This is a genomic window from Nonomuraea sp. NPDC003804 (genome assembly GCF_040610675.1).
GTDB lineage: Bacteria > Actinomycetota > Actinomycetes > Streptosporangiales > Streptosporangiaceae > Nonomuraea.
Map to the genome: position 1 here is coordinate 94,836 of NZ_JBEXMT010000034.1, position 19,910 is coordinate 114,745.

Consider the following 19,910-nt stretch of genomic DNA (forward strand, 5'->3'; position numbering starts at 1 on the left):
GATCGAATATGCCCAGAATGAGGGCAACTTCCGAAATACGGGTGTGGTAAACCACAGCTACGCCGTACGGTACGCTGTACGGCTATGCGGGAACTCCTTCGGCACGCGGCCGTCTTCGAACCGGGCGACCCGCCCAGGGCAGCAACCGTGGCCTTCCTCGACCCGGCAGGCGACGAGAGAGTCACGATCGCGGAGCCGGAAGGGCCTCGTGAAACTCCGGTCACCCGCGTTCCCGTCACCGAGGCGGTCGCGCTGCTCAGCAGGGCCCGCACCGACCAGAGTGCCGACCCCGCCACCCGGTTCTGGGGTGCCGTGGCGCTGCTGGCGCTCCAGATCGTCGCCAAGGGTCGCATCAGGCCGGGCGTGAGCGCGGGCGACCACGCCGCGTGGCGGGCCGGCCCCCTGGACGCCGCCGACCTGGCCAAGGTCAGGGAACTGGCCGACGCGATGCCCGCCACGGCGCGGGCCGTCCCCCTGCCATCGGCCCCGGCCCTGCTGCCCGACGCCGAGGGCCTGGTCCGCGCCTTCCTCGACGCCGTCGCCGACGGCATGCCCCGCTCCCCAGGCGCCGTGCGCGCGGTGGGCGTGCCCGCCTACTCGGCCGCCAAGCCGGTCAAGACGCCACAGCTGAGGGCATGGGCGGCCGACCCCGGCGTACGGCTGTCGCTGCGGGTGGAGACCGCCGGCGCCGACCACGCCGCCTTCCGCGCGGTCGTACAGCTGCACAGCATCGCCGACCCCGCGCTGGTCGTGGACGCCGCAGAGCTCTGGGCGGGCCGCGACCAGGGGCTCGGCCCCCGCGCCAAGGTCGACGCGGTGGTCGAGCTGCGCAGGGCGGCCCGGCGGTGGCCGCCGCTGGAGCGGTTGCTCGACGCCGAGGTTCCCGACGAGCTCGAGCTGTCCGACGAGGAGGTGTCCGGCCTGCTGTCCGGCGCGGCCACCGGCATCGACGTGCACTGGCCACGCGACCTGGTGCGCGGGGTCAGCGCGAGAGCGGTCGTCGGCGGCGAGTCCAGCGGGCTGTTCCGCTTCGACTGGCGGCTGCGGCTGGGCGACGACGAGCTGACCGAAGCCGAGATGGACCGGCTGGCCGAGGCCCACCGCCCCGTCGTACGGCTGCGCGACCAGTGGGTGCTCATCGACCCAGAGCTGGCCCGCAAGGCCAGGAACCGGGAGATGAAACCGCTCACCGGCATCGAGGCCCTCGGTGCCGCCCTCACCGGCACGGCGCTGGTGGAGGACGAGGAGGTGGCGGTCTCCCCCGGTCCCGTGCTGGAGGAGCTGCGCGGCAGGCTGGTCGCCGATCCCGTCGACCCGCCCGAAGGGCTGGCCGCGACGCTGCGCGACTACCAGCTGGCGGGCCTGCGGTGGCTGGCCCAGATGACCTCCCTGGGTCTCGGCGGCTGCCTGGCCGACGACATGGGCCTGGGCAAGACGATCACGCTGATCGCGCTCCACCTGCACAGGAACAGCGGGCCGACGCTGGTCGTCTGCCCCGCCTCGCTGCTGGGCAACTGGGAGCGGGAGATCGCCAGGTTCGCCCCCGGCGTCCCGGTCCGCCGCTACCACGGCGCCCAGCGCACGCTGGCCGACACCGGGTTCGTGCTCACCACGTACGGCACCATGCGCGTCGACGCCGACGTGCTCGCCGAGCACACCTGGGACCTGGTCGTGGCCGACGAGGCCCAGCACGTCAAGAACCACCGATCGGGCACCGCCAAGGCGCTGCGCGAGATCCCCTCGGCCGCGCGCGTCGCGCTGACCGGCACGCCGGTGGAGAACACGCTGTCGGAGCTGTGGGCGATCCTCGACTGGACCACGCCGGGGCTGCTCGGCCCGCTCGCGCGCTTCCGTACGCGCTGGGAGCCGCGGCCCGAACGGCTCGGCCGCCTGGTCGCGCCCTTCCTGCTGCGCCGCCGCAAGTCCGATCCCGGCATCGCGCCCGAGCTGCCGCCCAAGACCGAGACCGACCGGCCCGTCTCGCTCACCAGGGAGCAGGCCGGGCTCTACGAGGCGACGGTGCGCGAGCTGATGGCCTCCATCGCGGCGGCCGACGGCATGGCCAGGCGCGGCCTCATCGTCAAGCTGCTGACGAGCCTCAAGCAGATCTGCAACCATCCCGCCCAGTTCCTGCACGAGAAGGACCCCGTGCTGGACGGCCGCTCGGGCAAGCTCGAGCTCCTCGAAGAGCTGCTGGAGACCATCCTCGCCGAGGACGGCGCGGTGCTGGTCTTCACCCAGTACGTCACCATGGCCCGGCTCCTGGAGCGCTTCCTCGCCGCAAGGGGAATCGCCACCCAGCTGCTTCACGGCGGCACCTCCGTGGCTCGGCGGGAGGAGATGGTCAGGCGCTTCCAGGACGGCGAAGCCCCCGTCTTCCTGCTCTCGCTCAAGGCCGCAGGCACCGGGCTCAACCTCACCCGCGCCGACCACGTCATCCACTTCGACCGCTGGTGGAACCCTGCCGTCGAGGACCAGGCCACCGACCGGGCCTACCGCATCGGCCAGACCAGGCCCGTCCAGGTGCACCGGCTCATCGCCGAGGGCACCGTCGAGGACCGGATCGCGACCATGCTGGAGACCAAGCGGTCGCTGGCCGAGGCCGTGCTGTCCAACGACTTCACCGAACTGACCGACGCGGACCTGCTCAACCTCGTGGAGCTGCGATGACCGCCGCCAAGGGATTCCCCGCCTTCGCCCCGCAGCGCGCCGGCGCCCGCTTCGCCACCTCGTGGTGGGGCAGGGCCTGGCTCAAGGCGCTGGAGGACACCTCGCTCGACCACACCCTGCTCGCCAAGGGCCGCGCCTACGCCAAGACCGGCCAGCTCGGCCCCATCACCCTCAGCTCCGGCCGGCTCGCCGCGATGGCCGAAGGCGAGTACGCCGCGGTCGTGCACGTGGCGCCCGTGGCGGCGGGATTCGTCGAGCAGATCGCCGCCAAGGCGGGCCATCTGGCCGCGCTGCTCGACGGCGACCTGCCGTACGACCTGGTGGAGCTCCTTCCGGGAGTCGGCGACCTCGAGCCCGAGTGCGACTGCCCCGACTGGGGGCACCCGTGCAAGCACGCCGCCGCGCTGTGCTACCAGGCCTCGTGGCTGCTCGACCGCGACCCGTTCCTGCTGATGCTGATGCGCGGCCTCGACAAGGACGACCTGATCGCCTCACTCCAGCGGGCCACCGCGCCCACCGGCACCCCCGTCGCCGAGGCCTACGCGCACGGCATCCCGCCGCTGCCGTCCTTCGCGACCGCCGAGCCGCTCGACGCGCTGCCCGCCCCGGAGCCCCTGGAGGTGGAGCCCGCGCCGGGCATCGACCCCGCTGCGCTGCGGGTGCTGGCCGCCGACGCGGCGCTGCGCGCCCGCGAGCTGCTGGTGTCGGGTGCCGCCGCAGTGCTCACCGAGTTCCAGGACCGGGTACGGCTGGCCGCCACCCACGACCTCGACATCGGCAGCCCGGCCGCCGTCCGGTCATGGCGGTACGGCGGCGCCGCCGCCCTCGACACGCTCACCACGACGTGGACGCCGCCCCGGCAGGCCGTCGTCCGCGCGCGACGTGACCTGCCCGGCTTCGCGGCGGTCCGCAACCGGTGGACCCTCGGCGGCGCTCAGGTCCGCTACGGCAGGGACGGCCGCTGGTACCCGTTCGTCGACGCGGACGGCGACTGGTTCCCCGCCGGCCCGCCCGAACCCGACCCCGCCGCCGCGCTGGCCGCCACCCAGGCCGCCGACTGATCTCGCACGGTGTCCGGTGTGCGTGTCCTGGCCGGATCGAACCCCGGGCTCACCGCTGGACGGCGGCGGCGAACAGATTCCGCGCCGCCGCGACCGCCCGCGCGAGGGCGTCGGGCTCCGGCCGCAGTCCTGCCACGATCGCGTCGACGCCGCGCAGCCCGGCCCGCTGCAGGAGCCGCTTCTCGTTGGTGACCCACTCGCCGCGCGCCGCCAGCACCGCATGCGCCGTCTGCATGGCGGCGGTGGCCAGCGCCCCCGCGACCTCGGTGGACTGGCCGCGCGGGGCGTACGCGGCCGCGGCGTACTGGAGAGTCAGGTCCGCCCGGTCGCGCCACACCCGCGGGGCCGTCTCACGCAGCGCCTCCGGATAGCCGGGGCGGGGCAGCGTGCCGCGCAGGACGTCGTTGAGGGCGAGTTCGGCGACCACCAGATAGCTGGGGATGCCCGCGAGATGGAACATCAGCGGCTCCCAGCGGAAGCGGCCCTGCCGGGCCTCGGCGAGCTCGTGCTCGACGACGTCGAGGTCGCGGTAGTGGACGTCGACCCGGCGGCCGTCGATCGTGAACCAGGCTCCCCCGTTGAAGACGCCGCCGCCCCAGCCGCCGATCTCGGAGACCTCGCCGGGCCAGCCGACCGCGCGCAGATCGGCCGGGTCGAAACCGCCCCGGTAGTAGACGGCCAGGTCCCAGTCGCTGTCCGGGGTGTGGGTGCCCTGAGCGCGCGAGCCGCCGAGGGAGACTGCACGTACGGCGGGCAGGGCAGCGAGGCGGTCGGCGACCAGGGTGAGGAACATGTCGTCGGTCATGAGCGTCCGATCGGGTGAAGCGGATGACGGCGGTCGCGGGCACCCGGGACGGACGCCGGAGCAACGGCTCGGACGGCGTCGTGCGCAGGGGGTGCCGGTGTCGTCACTTCATGGCCCCGACCCTACCGACCCGCCCGCCTCCTGTGGCAAGCGGTTTTCCCGCTCAGCCCTGGTCGCGGACGGTCAGCCCCAGGTTGGTGGCGAGCGTGACGGCCTGGACCGGGTCGATGACCGCCCCCGCGATCTCGGCGCCGAAGGGGTCGAGCGAGGACAGGTCACTGCCCCGCAGGTCGCAGCGGGTGAAGTCGGCCTTGCTCAACCATGCGCCCGACAGGTCGACGCCGCGCACCGTGGCCCCCGCGAAGCGGGCACCGGTCAGGTCGGCCTCACGCATCCGCACCCCGGTGAAGGACGTCTTGCGCAGGTCGGCGCCCGGCATCCCGACGAACGACCAGTCGCCTCCGTCGGCCTTCATCAGGTCGTGGGTGCAGCCGTCGAACATGCTGCCCACGAACTTGCACCTGGTGAACGTCGCGTCGAAGAACGACGACCGGGTGAAGGTGCAGTTGATGAAGCCGGTCTCCTCGTGGGTGGAGGCGTTGAAGCGGCAGCCGCGGAAGGTGCACTCGACGAACTCGGCTCCCCTGCTGACGGCCTCGGTCAGGTCGACGTCGACGAAGGCGACCCGCCGGTGCTGCTCGCCCGACAGGTCGCGGCTGTCCCAGTCGGCGGAGCGGACGGTGGAGTCGGTCGGCGGTGCCGGGACGCCGTGCTTGCGGTCAGCCATCATGGGTGGAGAGCCTAGACGGGGGCGCCGACATTTCCTCAGGCGCTCTGGCGGCCGGTTCCTCCTGCGGGACGCGGCTCGCCGCCCTGGAAGGCCGCGCGGACGGCATCGCCGACCTGACGGCGGATCGGGTCCCCGCCCGGGCCGAACAGCCGGTCGTCGACCTGGGCCACCGCCTCCTGGGCCGTCTGGAGCAGGCGTGAGCCGTCCGGCGTGACCTCGATGGCCGACGCGGACCCGGCGCGGGCGGTGTTGTCGCGGACCAGCCCGGCACCCGCCAGCACCTTCACGGCGGCGTGGACGCTCTGCACCGTCGTCCCGGACATCCGCGCCAGGTCGCTGAACGACACGCCGGGCATCATGGCGATGTGAGCCAGCAGCCCGAGCCTGCTGACGGTGAGGTCGAGTGGGGCCAGGACGGCGTTGAGCTCGGTCTCGATCTGCCGTGCCAGCGTCAGCAGCACGATGGAGGGACTGCTGGTGGGGGGCGGAGCGGGGCGGCCGTTCTCGATGGTCACCCCACCAGTCTCTCGCACCCGGCGCCTTCGGCTCGCTACGGCCCGCACGACGGAGCGGCCGGTCGACGACCACGGTGGCGAGCGCGCCTGGGGCCGGAGGGGCCGCTGTTGTCCTGGAGGAGCTAGGCTTCGGGCATGCCGGTTGTTGCCCGCCTCGCCCCTGGTTGCCGCCCTCGTGGCTGCCGGGCGCACGGCCTGGCCACCGTCTTCGTCGTCGCTCCCAGCACCAGGGACGAACGGCTGAAGCAGATCACCGCGGCCGGATCCGGATTCGTGTACGCGGCCTCCCTCATGGGCGTCACCGGTGCCCGCGACAGCGTCGGCACCGCCGCCAGGGACCTCGTGCGGCGCACCAGAGCGGCGAGCGACCTCCCGGTCTGCGTCGGCATCGGTGTGTCCACGCCCGAGCAGGCTGCCGAGATCGCCGGCTTCGCCGACGGCGTGATCGTCGGCTCCGCGCTGGTCGAGGCCCTTCTCGAGGCCCCCGACCAGGATGCCGGGCTCGCGGCCGTCCGTGCCCTCACCGCCGAGCTCGCCTGCGGAGTCCGCGGGGAAGGCTAGCGGCGGCACCGGGGCGCCCGGAGGACGGGCGCCCCGGTACCGCTCACACCAGGATGCGCCGGTGACCGGCCCGCTGGGGCGGGATGTGGACCTTGGCGAGCTCGCGCATGGCCCGCTGGGCGCCGGTCTGCCTGGCCAGGGCGCGGGCCCGACCCGCCAGCTCGGCCGACCGCTCCCGCTCGTGGGCCTCGGCGTACGCGTGGGCCATGCGAGCCAGGGCGAAGGCGGTGGCGAAGGTCGACACCGTCCGCGGCGGTTCCTTCTCCAGGATCTCGATCGCGCCCGTGGCCTGGCCGAGATCGACGAGGCAGCCGGCGCACAACGTGTTGTGCGCCTCCTGGGAGCAGTCGATCACGTACGGCGTGTCGTCGCCCGGCACCGCCAGCGACTCGGCCGACTCCTCCAGCCGGCGACGGCACATGTCCAGGTCCCCGGCCAGCGCGTGCCCCTGCGCCTCGTGGTGCCGCGCCAGCGCGTCCACCCGCGGAGGGAGCGCGGCGCGTTCGCGGGCGGCGACGGCGATGGCGACCAGTTGGTCGGGGTGATCGGTGGTGTCGGAGAGGCCGCCCCGCTGGGCGAGGGTGTAGGCCTCCAGCAGCACGTCGGCCGCCTCGTGGGCGTCGCTCATGGCCTCGTCCGACCACGCCAGCGCCCCGTCCGGGTCGCCGGACTCGTGGTCCATGCGGCTGATCAGCTCCGCGTTCTCGGCGGCGAGCAGCAGGAACGCGCGTCTCGCCGATGAGCCGGCGTCGCGGCGGAACCCGTCGATGCCGGTGAAGACGCTCCGCAGGGCGTTGCCCAGGGCGGCGGGGCGGCGGTCGGCACGGGTGTAGGCGCCCACCAGCGCCTTGAAGTACCGGACCGTTTCCTCGTCGGCTCGTCCGGGCGTCTCGATCGCCCGGCCGGCGCGCTCTTCTTCCTCCGCCGCGAACATGCCCGGCAGCAGGGGGATGCCCGTGAGGTAGTGCCACAGCGTGGTGCCGGCCGCGTCCCCGACGAACAGCGTGGCCTCGTCCACGTCGAACGCGCGGCAGAGCAGTTCCGCGTACCGCTCGTCGGGCCGTCGCTCTCCTGCCTCCCAGCGCCGGAGTTCCTCGGTGAGTGCCTCCGGCGCGGGCAGCCGGTCGCGTGATTCCTCGTCCGCCACGTCGGCAAGCCGCCGGCTGAGTTCCCGGCGGTTCCAGAGCTGCCCCTCGCGCAGAACGCGCAGGCGGGCGGCCCAGATCGGAACGTCGATCTCAATCATTGGCGTATCCCTACCTTGGGGAGTTTTGTCCCATACTGCCGCTTTCCTGGGGCCTCTCGTTAGACCGAACCGGTAGATCGTCTTGAGCTGGTGGGGATCCCGGTGGCAATGAAGAAATTTCCAACGGATATGCCACTGACCTGCGTGAATGCTTGTGCTTGACCCGCGTGGCGCGTTGATGATCACTGCCGCTACGTTCTGATCCGGTTTCGTCCGGAACAGAACATGAGGTGGCACGTTGTCCGAGAAGATGTTCTCCGAGGAACAGCTGGAGCAGCTGCGCTCCTTCCCAGAGATCAGCAGTGACGAGCTGATCCGCTACTTCACCCCGACGCCAGCCGATGTGGCGTTCGTCGATCCGGGTCGCGGCCGCGGTCCGACCGACCGGCTGGGCATGATGATCCAGCTGTGCACGCTGCCGTGGCTAGGGTTCGTGCCCGACGATGTGGCCTCGACGCCACCCGCGGCGGTGGCTCGGGTCGCGGAGCGGCTGGGCGTGAGTCCTGCGGTGCTGGCGCCCTACGGGCAGCGGGCCCAGACCCGTTCGGATCATCTGGTGAAGATCGCCGAGTACCTGGAGTGGAGGAGCGCCCCGGCTGGCGGCCGGGAGATGAAGGAGTTGGAGCAGTTCCTGCTGGACCGGGCGATGGAGCACGATTCGCCATCGCTGTTGTTCAACCTGGCCCGTGAGTACCTGATGGCGGCCAAGGTGATCCGGCCGGGCGCGCTCACGCTGGCCAAGATGATCGGCACCGCACGTAAGGGCGCCTCCGATCTGACCTCGCAGATGGTGGGGCACCTGCTGACGGTCGAGCTTCGCGCCGATCTTGAGCGCATGCTGGTGGTGGACGCGGGGTTGGGGATGACCCGGCTGGAGTGGCTGGTGGGCCGGCCCGGGACGCCTCGGCGTCATCGGTGAAGGTCGCGATCGACAAGCTGCTGTGGCTTCGGGCGCTGGACGCCCATCAGCTGGATCTGTCGATGCTGCCCAACGAGCGGCGCCGATTCCTGGCCCAGGTGGCTCGCCGCTCGACCAACCAGGGCCTGGAACGGCGTCAGGAGCGCAAGTTCCCGATCCTGCTGGCGTTCGTCGCCCAGGCCGCGGTGGAGCAGCTGGACGAGGTCGTCGCCCTGTTCGATCAGGCGGTGTCGGCTCGGGAGTCGCGGGCCAAGGCCAAGACCGACGAGGCGCTGGTGGAGCGAGCCAAGCAGGGCGAGACCCGGCAGCTGCTGATGGCGGAGATCCTCCCGGTGCTGGCCGACCCCGCGATCCCGGATGAGCAGGTGGGCGGGCTGCTGCGGGAGAGGATCGGGATGCAGCGGCTGCGGGAGATCACCTCGAACGCGTGGAAGGCGCTGCCGAAAGACCATGGCCGGTTGTCGGAGCTGGAGTCGTCGTACACGTATCTTCGCCAGTTCACCCCGAACGTGCTGGCCGTCATCGACTTCCAGGGCGGGCCGGGCACCGGCGAGCTGATGGAGGCGGTGGCCATCTTGAAGGAGATGAACCGGCTCGGCGGCCGTAAGGTTCCCGCGGGAGCGCCGACCGCCTTCGTGCCCGCCCGCTATGCCGACTACCTGGAGCGGGCGCGCAAGTCCGGCGAGGACACCGCGTTCCGGCACTACTGGGAGCTGTGCGTGATCTTGTGTCTGCGGGATGGGCTGCGCAGCGGGGATGTGTTCGTGCCCGGCTCACGCCGCTACGCCGATCCGGCCACCTACCTCTACACCGTTGAGCAGTGGGCGACCCAGCAGGGTGAGTACTGCCGACTGGTGGGCAAGCCCGCGCGCGCCGCCGACGCCCTGCAGCAGGGCAAGGAGGAACTTCATGCTGCTCTGGCGCAACTGGAGAGCACGCTGGCGGGCGCGTTGCCCGATGACGCCGGTCTCGTGCGCTTGGACGATGACGATCACCTGGTGGTGCCGCCGCTGTCGGCCGAGGACATCCCCACCGAGGCCAAGGCGCTGAAGGACGAGCTGGCCGGGATGCTGCCGTTCGCGCCGATCGCCTCGCTGCTGATCGAGCTGGACGCCCGGACCGGCTTCCTGGATTGCTTCACCCACGCCGGCGGGCGCAAGCTGACCAAGACCGCCGAGACCAAGCGCAACATCCTGGCCGTGCTCATCGCACTGGCCACCAATCTGGGTCTGGCTCGCATGTCGGAGGCCTGCGGCCTCTCCTATGACGTGCTGGCCTGGACGATGGAGTGGTACGTGCGGGAGGAGACCCTGCGCGAGGCCAACACCGTCATCGTCAACCACCACTACCAGCTGGAGCTGTCGCAGGTCTTCGGCGGCGGCACCATGTCCTCCTCCGACGGCCAGCGCTTCCCCGTCCGGGGCAAGACGCTGACCGGCCGCACCATGGTCATCCACGGCGGCCAGGTGCTGTCCACCTACACCCACGTCTCCGATCAGTGGTCGACGTACGGCACAAAGATCATCGTGCCGACGGCGCGGGAGGCGCACTTCGTCCTGGACGACTTTCTCGGCAACGCCACGGACCTGCCGATCACTGAGCACGCGACCGACACGCACGGCGCCACCCTGATCAATTTCGCTTTGTTCGACCTGGTCGGCAAGGCGCTCACCCCGCGCATGCGCGACCTGACCCGGGTCACGCTGGTGCGCGACGACACCCCGACCGAGATCGCCAAGCGCTACCCGCACGCCGGGCCGCTGCTGGGCGCCCGGTGGAACGAGGCCCTGGTGGCCGACTGCTGGCCGGACCTGCTGCGGATGGCCGGATCGCTGAAGTACGGCCAGGCCACCGCCTCCCTCATCGTCGGCAAGTGGTCGGCCGCCTCCCGGCAGAACACCCTGGCCGCCGCTCTGAAGGAGTGGGGCATGCTGCGCAGGACCGTCCACCTGGCCAAGTATCTGTCGGACCCGGCGTTCAGGCGGAAGATCTCCCGGCAGCTGAACAAGGGCGAGAGCCTGCACGCGCTGCGCCGCGACCTGCACTACGCCCAGCAGGGCACCATCACCCGGCCGCGCCTGGAGCAGCAGAGTGAACAGGCCTGGTGCCTGACCCTGCTGACCAACTCCGTCGTGGCCTGGACCACCGAGTACTACTCCCGGGCGGTGGTGGAACTGCGAGGGCAGGGGCGTGACGTTCCCGATGAGGTGCTCTCGCACATCTCGCCCGGACACAGCGACAACATCAACTTCTTCGGCGTCATCAGTGTCGACGTCGAGGCGGAGCTCGCCAAGCTCGATACCGGTGGATGGCGGCCCCTGCGGCCGGCGCAGCTTCGGCAATTGGGGCTGACGCCCTGAGACGACCCGGCGGTGATCGCGCTGCGGCGGTTTTCCCGCGTACGGCAGGGGTCACGGCGCATCGCCTGCGGCCAGTACCCGGCCATGATCTCGTAGGTGTTACGCCCCATGAGGAACGCCCCCGCGTCCCAGAGCTGGCTGACGTAGTACCTCTCCTGCTCGGGGTCGTCGATGCTCATCATGACGTCCCGGATCCCGTTGTCCCCGTCGGCGCTCTTGCCGTCTGCCGAGACGTAAAGCCCAGAATCAACTTCCGCATGCCGCTGACCTCCCTGGTGTGCACGTACCGACTCAGACCACCGCCCGCCCCCGAACTCATCGCGGAGCCGGCGACAATCCAAAACCACGCTCTGGTACGGCGGAGCAGATCGAGCCGCAGTGGACCGGCCTGCTCACCGAGTTCTGCCCGGTGGCAGGGCCCTACTTCTGCCACCGGTTCTTCCTGGGCTGAGCTGGTCCGTGTCGCTTGCATAGAGCGCATGACGCCCGCACCTCCCGGAATGATCAAGCTCGTCTTGGAACCGCCACGACCGGCTGACGCGTGAGCCGGCGGTCGCTACCGGGGCTGCCGTTGTCTTCCCGTGTACGACCTGGCTCCCGACCAGCGTTTCCCGGTGACGAGTGAGCACAACCGGACCGGCGCCACCGGGCCGCCGAAGACTCCGCCATCGCCCTTTCCCTCGACCGCATCGCGGTGGCAGGCGACTCGGCAGCCGGGAGCATGAGCGTCGAGTCGGGCGCCCTACGGCTGGTCATGCCTCGGTGACGACACCTGCGACGACCTCATCGTCTCTCCACCGTGATCCGTCCGGAGGAGTCGCCTCTGTTTCTCGCCGAGCGCCTGGGCGACACCCTCTCACCCGCCTCCGAAAGGTAACCGCCATGTCATCCACCCACGCCCACGACATCGCCCAGATCGACCAAGCCAACGCCTCCGGCCGCATCCCCGTCGTCTTCGTGCACGGCCTGTGGCTGCTGCCGTCCAGCTGGAACCGGTGGGCGCAGGTCTTCGCCGAGGCCGGCTTCGCCCCCGTCACCCCCGGCTGGCCCGACGACCCCGAGACGGTCACCGAAGCCAAGGCCCACCCCGAAGTGTTCGCGCACAAGACCGTCGGCCAGGTCGCCGGCCACTTCACCGACCTGATCGGCAGGCTGGAGCGCAAGCCGGTCATCGTCGGCCACTCCTTCGGCGGCCTGCTCACCCAGATCCTCGCCGGACGCGGCCTGGCCCGCGCCTCGGTGGCGATCGACCCGGCGCCGTTCCAGGGCGTGCTCCCGCTGCCGTTCTCCTCGCTGCGCGCCGCGGCCCCGGTGCTGACCAACCCGGCCAACATCCACCGCGCGGTACCGCTCACCTACGACCAGTTCCGCTACGCCTTCGCCAACGCCGTCAGCGAGGAAGAGGCCCGCGAGCTGTACGACGAGTTCTCCGTCCCCGCTCCAGGCGCGCCGCTGTTCCAGGCGGCGGCGGCCACCTTCAACCCGTGGAGCGAGACCAAGGTCGAAAGCACCGCCCAGAACCGCGGCCCGCTGCTGCTCATCTCCGGGGAGAGGGACCACACCGTGCCGTGGGCCATCACCAACGCCTCCTACAAGAAGCAGGTCCGCAACGAACACGCGGTCACGGAGATCATCGAGATGCCGGGCCGCGGCCACTCCCTCACCATCGACAGCGGCTGGCGCGAGGTCTGCGGCACCGCCCTCACCTTCGTGCAGCGCTTCGTCTGACCCTCGCGCTCACCACCCTTCAGAAGAGCCCCCGAAACCAGAAGAGCCCCTGAAACCCAGCCACCTTCCCGGCGACCCGAAACGAGACTTCGATGACCGCGACGGAACTGTTCGGGCGTGACGTCGAACTGGAGCGCATCGACCGCTTCCTTGACCTGGTACGGCTTCGCGGTGAGAGCCGGCTGGTCAGGGGTGAGCCAGGCGTCGGCAAGTCCGCGCTCCTGGACGTCACCGCCGAGCACGCGGTGGCCGCGGGGATGCGGGTGCTCCGGGCGTCAGGCTCGGAGTTCGAGGCGGATGTCAGCTACTCCTGCCTCAACCAGCTCCTGCTGCCCGCCCAGGACGATCTGGAGCGACTGCCGCCGAGCCAACGGGAGGCGCTCCAGGTGGCGCTGGGTTTCGGCACCGGCCCACCTCCGGAACCCCTACTGGTCTGCAACGCCGCCTTGGCCCTGGCCATGGCGGTCGCCGACCGGGAGCCGGCGCTCCTGCTGATCGACGACGTGCAGTGGGTCGATCGCGCGAGCGCGGTGGCGCTCGGCTTCATCGCCAGGCGCGTGGCGGGCCGCGCAGTCGGGCTGGTGGCAGCCTCCAGGACCGGAACTGAGAGCTTCCTCGACCGTCGAGGGCTGGTCGAGGTCGTGATCCAGCCACTCGGCCGGGAGGCCTCGGCCCGCCTGGTGGACGCGCGATTCCCGGAGCTGCCGGGCTACGTCCGCCGACGGGTGCTCGATCTCGCCCGCGGCAATCCGCTGGCGTTGATCGAGCTGCCCACCTGCGTGACCGGCGCAGGACCGGGCGGCATGGACGGCTCCGACGTGGTTCCGCTGAACGAGCGGTTGCAGGCCGTCTTCGCGGCCCGGATAGCGGACCTTCCCGAAGCCACGCAGCGCCTGCTTCTGGTCGCCACGCTCGAGGGCAGCGGAGACCTGCGGCTGCTACGCGAGGTGGCCGGTGAGCAGCACGGCCTCACCGACCTTGCCCCGGCCGAGCGTGCGCGGCTGGTCCGGGTGGAGGACGCATCGGCCCGGATCGTCTTCCGCCATCCGCTGATCGGATCGGCGATCGTCGATCTGTCCACCCATGAGGCGCGGCGCGACGCGCACCTGTCCATCGCCGCCGCGCTGCGGGGCGACCCGGAGCGGCAGGCCTGGCATTTGGCCGCCGCGGCGGCGGGCCCGGACGAGTCGGTCGCGGTGCTCCTGGACGAGGCGGCCCGGCACGTCATGCTCCGGGGCGACGCGTTAGGCGCGGTCGCGGCGTTGGTTCGCGCGGCCGAGCTGAGCGGCACGGAGCAGGCGCGCGCCAGACGCCTGGCTGAGGCGGCGTACATCGGCGCGGAGGCGGGAGGCGTGAACGACGACGCCAAGACGCTGCTGGCCCATGCCCGCAAGGTGAGCTCGGACGCGACGCGGAGAGCCGCCCCGCCCGATGCGGATCTGAGCACCGAACGGTCCCTGAGCACAGCGCCTGGTGCGAGAACCGGCACGAGCGACCCGGCCGGCTCCTTGCATGCCGCGAACGCGGCGGCCTTCCTGATGCTCGACGGTGACGGTGACGTGCACACCGCCCATCGCCTGCTGTCCGGCGCCATCGAGACCGGCGCCCACGGCTACCAGGCCGACGACCCCGCCCTCATCGAGGCGATGCATACGCTGCTCCTGCTCTCCTGGTGGGCCGGGACACCCTCGCACTGGGACACCTTCTACCGGGCACTGCAACGGCTGACCCCGAGCCCGCCCGACGTGCTCACCGTGGCAAGCAAAACCTTCCCCGACCCCGTGCGTACGGCTGCCGCCGCCGCCCCCGAGCTGGACAAGCTCCTCGCCGCTTTGTCAGAACATGACAACCCGGCCCGCGTGGTGCGCATCGGCACGGCCTCGGTCTACCTCGACCGGCTGAGCGATTTACGGGAGGCTTCCTGGCGGCTGGTACGGCAGGGCCGCCAGGGCGGTTCACCCCGCCGCCAGCTCGGAGCGCTGATGCACCTGTGCCTGGAGGACTACCTCGTGGGCCGCTGGGACGAGGCGGACGAACTCGCGCGCGAAGGCCACCACATCTGCGGCACGAGTGGCTTCGCCTTCTTCACCTGGTACTTCCTCTACAACCGGGCGATCATCGCAGCCGGCCGGGGCCGGACCGGCGAGGCTCATGAACTTGCCGACGAGATCACCCGCTGGGCACTGCCCCGCGGCGTGACCAGCGCCGTGCTCTTCGCCCACCACCCCAGGGTCCTCGCAGCCTCCAGCCAGGGCGACTTCGAGGCCGCCTACCTGCATGCCGCCGCGATGAGCCCGGCGGGGACGCTGGCCTCCTACCTGCCGCACTGCACGTGGGTGATGTTCGACCTGGTCGAGGCGGCGCTGCGCACCGGCCGCGTGAAGGAGGCTCTCGCGCACGTGGCGGCGATGAAGGCCAACGGGGTCGCCGAACTGTCCCCGCGCATGGCGCTGATCCAAGCGGGGGCGGAGGCGCTCGCCGTCGACGACGAACCGGTCGCTCAACGCCTGGAGGCCCTGCTTGCCGTACCGGCTGCTGAACGATGGCTGTTCGAGGTCTCCCGCATCCGGCTTGCCTTCGCCGAGAAGCTGCGCCGCAAGCGGGCGCCCTCCGAGGCGCGCGGGCATCTGCTGGCCGCCCGTGACGGCTTCGCCGCGCTGGCCGCCACGCCGTGGCTGGCCAGGACCGAGCACGAGTTGCGCGCCACCGGCCATCAGCCGCCTGGAGAGGCTCCAGGCGGGCGTGACACCCTGACCCCGCAGGAGCTGGAAATCGCGCATCTGGCGGCGAGCGGTCTGTCCAACAAGCAGATCGCCGAGCGCCTGTACCTGTCGCCACGAACGGTCGGCGCCCACCTCTACCGCATCTTTCCCAAGCTGGGTGTCGCTTCGCGAGCAGGGCTCAGGGACGCCCTATCGCGTCCTTGAGCCCTGCCGCTGCTAAATGTTGGCGACTGCGCGGAGGATGAGGTCCGCCACTGCCTGAGGCTGGGAGACGGGCAGCGCGTGCGAGGCGCCTGGCACCTCGACCGTCGCCCGTGCCCCGGCCCGCTCAGCCATGAACCGGAAGACCTCGGCCGGGATCGCCAGGTCCAGCTCAGGGTAGATGAACCAGGAGGGGATCGTCCGCCACGCGGGCTCGCCCGACCCCTCGCCGGCCGCCGCACTGTTGAACGGGCGTTGCGTGGCGGCGGCCACAGCGGCCTGCTCGGGGGAGAGGTCGGCGGCGAAGTGCCGGTTGTAGCCGCTCTGCTCGACGTAGGCGTCGGTGGTGCCGTCCGGGAGCGGGACTTGGTACAGCACTTCGCCGAGGGTCGCGCCGGGATACTTACCGGTCAGATCGGGCACGCTCTCACCCTTGTCGGGGGCGAGTCCGGCGGCGTAGACCAGGGCTTTGACGTTGCCGAGGCCGATGGCCGCGTTGGTGATGACGGCTCCGCCGTACGAGTGACCGACCAGGACGATCGGACCCTCGATGCTGGTGAGCAGGGTTCGGACGGCGGCGGCGTCGCCGGACAGGCTGCGCAGCGGGTTGGCGGCGGCGATGACGCGGTGGCCGGCCGCGCGGAGCCTGCTGATGACGCCGTTCCAACTCGCGGACTCGGCGAAGGCTCCGTGGACGAGGACGATGGTGGGTTTCACGACTCACTCCTCGCGGCTTCGACGATGATCCTGGCGACGCGGTCGGGCCGGGAGACGGCGACGGCGTGGGAGGCCTTCACCTCGACGGTGCGGGAGCCGGCGCGCTCGGCCATGAAGCGCTGGGCGGCCAGTGGAATGGCCCGGTCCTCGGTGGCGAGCAGGGCCCAGGAGGCGACGGTCCGCCAGGCGGTCGCCGTGGCCTTCTCCTCCAGCGCGGTGGTGGCCGCCGGCCGCTGGGTGGCGGCCAGCAGCGCGGCGGTTCCGGCAGGCACGTCGGCGGCGAAGTGCCGATGGAAGGCGGAAGGCTTGACGTAGAGGTCGGTCCCGGTGCCGCCGCCGGGCAGCGGGAAAGGCACCCGCAGCAGGTTCTGGCCCAGGGTGTTGCCGGGGAAGCGGGTGGTCAGTTCGCCGGTGCTCTCGCCTCGGTCGGGGATGACAGCGGCGATGTAGACCAGCGCCTTGACCTGCGGATGGTCCACGGCGGCAGCACTGATCACGGCTCCTCCGTAGGAGTGACCGGCCAGCACGATCGGGCCCTTGACGCTGTCGAGCACGCTGCGGACGTAGGCGGCGTCGGACTCCAGGCCGCGCAGCGGGTTGGACGCCGACAGCACCGGATATCCGTCGCGCTGCAACCGCTGGATGACGCCGTTCCAGCTCGAGGAGTCAGCGAAAGCGCCGTGCACCAGCACCACGGTGGGCTTGCCACTGTCTGCGCCGTGTCCGCCGTATCCGCCCTCTCCGCCCGCGAAGGCGGCCGGCGGCAGGGCCGCTAGGGCGAGCGTGACGGCGGCGGCCGCCAGGCCGATCAGGGATCTTCGATTCATCGTGCTTCTCCTTTTTCCGAGATCCGGTCGTGGATCCAGACTCGGCTCAGGACAAGCAGGAGGAATCAGTCATTCGCCTGCGTCTTCCGCACCCTGTCGAAGCAGGCGGATCTAGGTCGTTCGACGCTGGACAGGCCTACACCACCACCTCGCGGCTGAGTAGGACCACGCCACCGCGTTCGAGATCGGCCAGGTCCTCCAGCACGGCGGCGACCGACTCGCCCTGCCCCGCCTCCTCGTAAAGCGCGCGAGCCTCGTCAAGCACCCGCCGGGCGGACTCGACCTCGCCCAGACGACACAGCACCGCCGCCAGGTTGCGCAGGGTCCGCCCGATCGCCCGCGTGATCGGATGGGCCTTGAGCTGGGGCAGCGCCAGCCGGTAGTGCTCGGCCGCTTCCCGGTGGCGGCCCAGCGCGGCGTAGTTGTCGCCCATCACGTCCAGCGCGCACCCGAGACTGAACGTGACGATCGCCGGAGCTGCGCCGTACCCGGGAGCGCGCAGGACACCGACCAGCTCCGTCAGTTCAGCCAGGGACTCCTCCGCACGCCGCAGTCGGGACAGGCAGTCGGCCGAGGTCAGCACCGCCTGCGGATACCCCTCGGCGTCACCGGCCTGCCGCAGCAGCTCCGCGCCACGGGTCGCGTGCCGGGCTGCTCGCTCTAGGTCACCGGCGCCGGCCGAGTCGCGCACCGCCCAGGCGGCATACGTGAGCGACCAGCCCTCCTGCCGCGCGTCACCCGCTTTGCCCGCCAGCTCGAAGGCGGCCAGCGCCGCTCGTTCGGCCTCCGGGTAGCGTCGCTCGGTGATGCTGTAGGCCCAGGACAGGTAGTTCAGATGCACGGCCTCCAGCAGCGGATCGGCCAGGGCACGGGCGGCGGCCGAGGACAGCTCGAACACCTCCCGCCAGTGGCCCCAGTGAATCCAGCGGTCGGAGAACCAGTGCATCGACTCGGCCACCTCGATCACCCGCGCGTGCTCGCCGCCACGCGCTGCGGACCGCAGCGCCGCCAGCCAACCCTCGCTCTCGCCGCGCAGCCATGCCTCGGCCTGGTCGGCATCCGCCAGCGTGACCAGTTCGCTCCAGCCTTCAGGCGGCGCACCGAACCCGGGCTCGAACCAGCGACCGGCCACCACCGCCGTCTCCAGCAGCCAGGACTCCATCCGCCGCCGTGCGGCGCGTTGCTCCTCGATGGGCTCTTGCTCGCTCAGCCGGGCCCGCGCGTACAGCCGTACCAGATCGTGAAAGCGGTAGGCCACGGCGAACGGCGCCTGCAGCAGCCCCAGTTCGACCAGTTCCTCCAGCGCGTCTTCGGCCTCGAACAGGTCGACCTCGGCCAGGACGGCGGCCATCGGCACCCTGAAGTCCGGGGCGGCGGCGAGCGCCAGCCGCCGGAACAGACGCTGAGCGGTCAGCGAGAGCTGGCGGTAGGACAGCTGGAAGGCACCCGCCACGGCCAAATCACCGGCCGACAGCGCCTCCAGCCGCCGCTCCTGATCACCGAGCCGTCCGGCCAGCTGGCGGAGGTTCCAGTCGGGCCGGCTCTGGAGCCTGTTGCCGGCGATCCGCACCGCCAGCGGCAGGTTCCCGCACAGCCGCACGACCTCGGCCAGCCCTCGCGGATCTGCTTCGGCGCGCTGCCGGCCGATGATCGCTGCCAGCAACGTCGCCGCCTCATCGTCAGGCAGCGGCGCCAGCGGGATCTGGCGCACTCCTTCGAGCCCGGCCAGGCTGCGACGGCTGGTGATCAGCGTCAACCCGGGTCCGGCAGCCGGCAGCAGGGGCCGCACCTGGGCTTCTCCGGCGGCGTTGTCCAGCACGATGAGGCAGCGCCGCTCCCGCAGCACCGCCCGGTACTGCCCGGCCCGCTCGTTCTCCTCGCCTGCGATGCGCCGCTCGGCCACCCCGAGCGCCTTCAGCATCCGGGCCAGCGCGATCGCTGGCTCCAGCGGAACCGGGTCCATTCCGCGCAGGTCGACATACAGGCGGCCGTCGGGGAAACCGCTACCCAGATGCTCGGCGGCGTGCACGACGAGCGTCGTCTTCCCGGTCCCGGCGGGCCCCGAGATGGTGGCCACCCCCGCCGTCCCAGCCGCCGCGGGCCCCTCGGCCAGCTCACGCAGAACATCGAGCTCCGCCGCCCGGCCGGTGAAGTCCCCCGTGCCACGCGGAAACTCGCACACGCCGCCGGTCCCCGCCGGTCGGGGACGACCGGCTTGCGCGGCCTCCGCCAGAGCCCGGGCCTGCTGGGGCGCCAGGTTCAGGGCCTTCGCCAGAGCCTGGACCGTACGGCGTTGCGGGCCACGGCTGGTGCCCCGTTCCATGTCACCGATGGCCCGCTCGCTGATGCCGGAGGCGTGCGACAGCTTTTCCATGGTCAGCTGCGCTTCATGCCGCAGACTGCGTAACAACGGTCCGAAGGCGATCGTCACCGTTCCGCTCTCGACGGGATCAACTGCACTCATCCCACACCTTCCCGGCTCTTGTCAGATGATCTCGCTCTGATGCTGACGTTACGACGGGATCGCCCTCTCGGATTCGACCAGCTCTGCAGAGTTCTCTTCTTTTCACCCCTCCAGTAGCAGCGCCGTCTCATCCTCACCCGGTACGGGCGGCGATCTCCACAGACTAAAGGTGAAGCTCACCGGTCCTCGACCGCGTCGATCCTGATGTAGAGCGGGTGGTGGGGGGGGGGGTTGTGAGGGTTTTTTAGAAAAAAACACACCCCACCCCAACCCCCCCCCCCCCCCCCCACCGGGGCGGGGTGGATGAGATTGGGAGATTTTTG

14 protein-coding genes are annotated in these 19,910 nt (G+C 71.2%); 7 read left to right on the top strand and 7 right to left on the bottom strand.

Going from position 1 to position 19,910, the window contains the following annotated elements; genetic code table 11:
• Nucleotides 1-84: 84 nt before the first annotated feature.
• Nucleotides 85-2,670, top strand: coding sequence for an SNF2-related protein (locus ABZX22_RS36550; RefSeq protein ID WP_354918752.1), 2,586 nt, complete (start codon nucleotides 85-87; stop codon nucleotides 2,668-2,670).
• Complete coding sequence (locus ABZX22_RS36555) at nucleotides 2,667-3,731, top strand: SWIM zinc finger family protein (RefSeq protein WP_354918755.1); 1,065 nt, start codon at nucleotides 2,667-2,669, stop codon at nucleotides 3,729-3,731. The genes ABZX22_RS36550 and ABZX22_RS36555 overlap by 4 nt, the downstream gene beginning before the upstream one ends.
• A gap of 49 nt (nucleotides 3,732-3,780) precedes the next feature.
• On the opposite strand, the gene ABZX22_RS36560 is transcribed toward ABZX22_RS36555, so the two are convergent.
• The 3 genes from ABZX22_RS36560 to ABZX22_RS36570 form a co-directional block, all read right to left on the bottom strand.
• Nucleotides 3,781-4,536, bottom strand: a complete 756-nt coding sequence (locus ABZX22_RS36560; protein ID WP_354918758.1) for a nucleotidyltransferase domain-containing protein — start codon at nucleotides 4,534-4,536, stop codon at nucleotides 3,781-3,783.
• Nucleotides 4,537-4,699: 163 nt separating this feature from the next.
• Nucleotides 4,700-5,326 carry a pentapeptide repeat-containing protein gene (locus ABZX22_RS36565; RefSeq protein ID WP_354918761.1) on the bottom strand — a complete coding sequence of 209 codons (627 nt, stop codon included), beginning with the start codon at nucleotides 5,324-5,326 and terminating at the stop codon, nucleotides 4,700-4,702.
• Nucleotides 5,327-5,361: 35 nt separating this feature from the next.
• Nucleotides 5,362-5,841 carry a MarR family winged helix-turn-helix transcriptional regulator gene (locus ABZX22_RS36570; protein WP_354918764.1) on the bottom strand — a complete coding sequence of 160 codons (480 nt, stop codon included), beginning with the start codon at nucleotides 5,839-5,841 and terminating at the stop codon, nucleotides 5,362-5,364.
• Between the two features lie 135 nt (nucleotides 5,842-5,976).
• Between ABZX22_RS36570 and trpA the strand changes: the two genes are divergently transcribed.
• Nucleotides 5,977-6,402, top strand: a complete 426-nt coding sequence (gene trpA / locus ABZX22_RS36575) for a tryptophan synthase subunit alpha (RefSeq protein ID WP_354918767.1) — start codon at nucleotides 5,977-5,979, stop codon at nucleotides 6,400-6,402.
• Nucleotides 6,403-6,445: 43 nt separating this feature from the next.
• On the opposite strand, the gene ABZX22_RS36580 is transcribed toward trpA, so the two are convergent.
• Nucleotides 6,446-7,648: a hypothetical protein gene (locus tag ABZX22_RS36580; protein ID WP_354918770.1), complete on the bottom strand. Its 1,203-nt coding sequence runs from the start codon at nucleotides 7,646-7,648 to the stop codon at nucleotides 6,446-6,448.
• A 238-nt stretch (nucleotides 7,649-7,886) separates the two neighbouring features.
• On the opposite strand from ABZX22_RS36580, the gene ABZX22_RS36585 reads away from it, so the two are divergent.
• The 4 genes from ABZX22_RS36585 (at nucleotide 7,887) to ABZX22_RS36600 (ending at nucleotide 15,582) form a co-directional block, all read left to right on the top strand.
• Nucleotides 7,887-8,567, top strand: a complete 681-nt coding sequence (locus tag ABZX22_RS36585; RefSeq protein ID WP_354918773.1) for a DUF4158 domain-containing protein — start codon at nucleotides 7,887-7,889, stop codon at nucleotides 8,565-8,567.
• Complete coding sequence (locus ABZX22_RS36590) at nucleotides 8,564-10,927, top strand: Tn3 family transposase (RefSeq protein WP_354918776.1); 2,364 nt, start codon at nucleotides 8,564-8,566, stop codon at nucleotides 10,925-10,927. Before ABZX22_RS36585 ends, ABZX22_RS36590 begins: the two co-directional genes overlap by 4 nt.
• An 882-nt stretch (nucleotides 10,928-11,809) precedes the next feature.
• Complete coding sequence (locus tag ABZX22_RS36595; protein WP_354918779.1) at nucleotides 11,810-12,655, top strand: alpha/beta hydrolase; 846 nt, start codon at nucleotides 11,810-11,812, stop codon at nucleotides 12,653-12,655.
• A gap of 92 nt (nucleotides 12,656-12,747) precedes the next feature.
• A complete protein-coding gene (locus ABZX22_RS36600) occupies nucleotides 12,748-15,582 on the top strand; it encodes an AAA family ATPase (protein ID WP_354918782.1) in 2,835 nt (944 codons plus the stop codon).
• 12 nt (nucleotides 15,583-15,594) lie between these two features.
• Here ABZX22_RS36600 and ABZX22_RS36605 read toward each other — a convergent pair whose 3' ends face one another.
• From ABZX22_RS36605 to ABZX22_RS36615, 3 genes are all read right to left on the bottom strand, one after another.
• Nucleotides 15,595-16,296, bottom strand: a complete 702-nt coding sequence (locus tag ABZX22_RS36605; protein WP_354918785.1) for an alpha/beta hydrolase — start codon at nucleotides 16,294-16,296, stop codon at nucleotides 15,595-15,597.
• A complete protein-coding gene (locus ABZX22_RS36610; protein ID WP_354918788.1) occupies nucleotides 16,293-17,123 on the bottom strand; it encodes an alpha/beta hydrolase in 831 nt (276 codons plus the stop codon). Before ABZX22_RS36610 ends, ABZX22_RS36605 begins: the two co-directional genes overlap by 4 nt.
• A gap of 136 nt (nucleotides 17,124-17,259) precedes the next feature.
• Nucleotides 17,260-19,587 carry an NB-ARC domain-containing protein gene (locus ABZX22_RS36615; protein ID WP_354918791.1) on the bottom strand — a complete coding sequence of 776 codons (2,328 nt, stop codon included), beginning with the start codon at nucleotides 19,585-19,587 and terminating at the stop codon, nucleotides 17,260-17,262.
• Nucleotides 19,588-19,910: the final 323 nt, after the last annotated feature.

Excerpts from the sequence above, each read along its gene's own strand:
- ABZX22_RS36550 (WP_354918752.1), top strand. The coding sequence starts at position 85 with ATGCGGGAACTCCTTCGGCACGCGGCCGTCTTCGAACCGGGCGACCCG.
- ABZX22_RS36555 (WP_354918755.1), top strand. The coding sequence starts at position 2,667 with ATGACCGCCGCCAAGGGATTCCCCGCCTTCGCCCCGCAGCGCGCCGGC.
- ABZX22_RS36560 (WP_354918758.1), bottom strand. The coding sequence starts at position 4,536 with ATGACCGACGACATGTTCCTCACCCTGGTCGCCGACCGCCTCGCTGCC.
- ABZX22_RS36565 (WP_354918761.1), bottom strand. The coding sequence starts at position 5,326 with ATGATGGCTGACCGCAAGCACGGCGTCCCGGCACCGCCGACCGACTCC.
- trpA (WP_354918767.1), top strand. The coding sequence starts at position 5,977 with ATGCCGGTTGTTGCCCGCCTCGCCCCTGGTTGCCGCCCTCGTGGCTGC.
- ABZX22_RS36580 (WP_354918770.1), bottom strand. The coding sequence starts at position 7,648 with ATGATTGAGATCGACGTTCCGATCTGGGCCGCCCGCCTGCGCGTTCTG.
- ABZX22_RS36595 (WP_354918779.1), top strand. The coding sequence starts at position 11,810 with ATGTCATCCACCCACGCCCACGACATCGCCCAGATCGACCAAGCCAAC.
- ABZX22_RS36600 (WP_354918782.1), top strand. The coding sequence starts at position 12,748 with ATGACCGCGACGGAACTGTTCGGGCGTGACGTCGAACTGGAGCGCATC.
- ABZX22_RS36610 (WP_354918788.1), bottom strand. The coding sequence starts at position 17,123 with ATGAATCGAAGATCCCTGATCGGCCTGGCGGCCGCCGCCGTCACGCTC.
- ABZX22_RS36615 (WP_354918791.1), bottom strand. The coding sequence starts at position 19,587 with ATGAGTGCAGTTGATCCCGTCGAGAGCGGAACGGTGACGATCGCCTTC.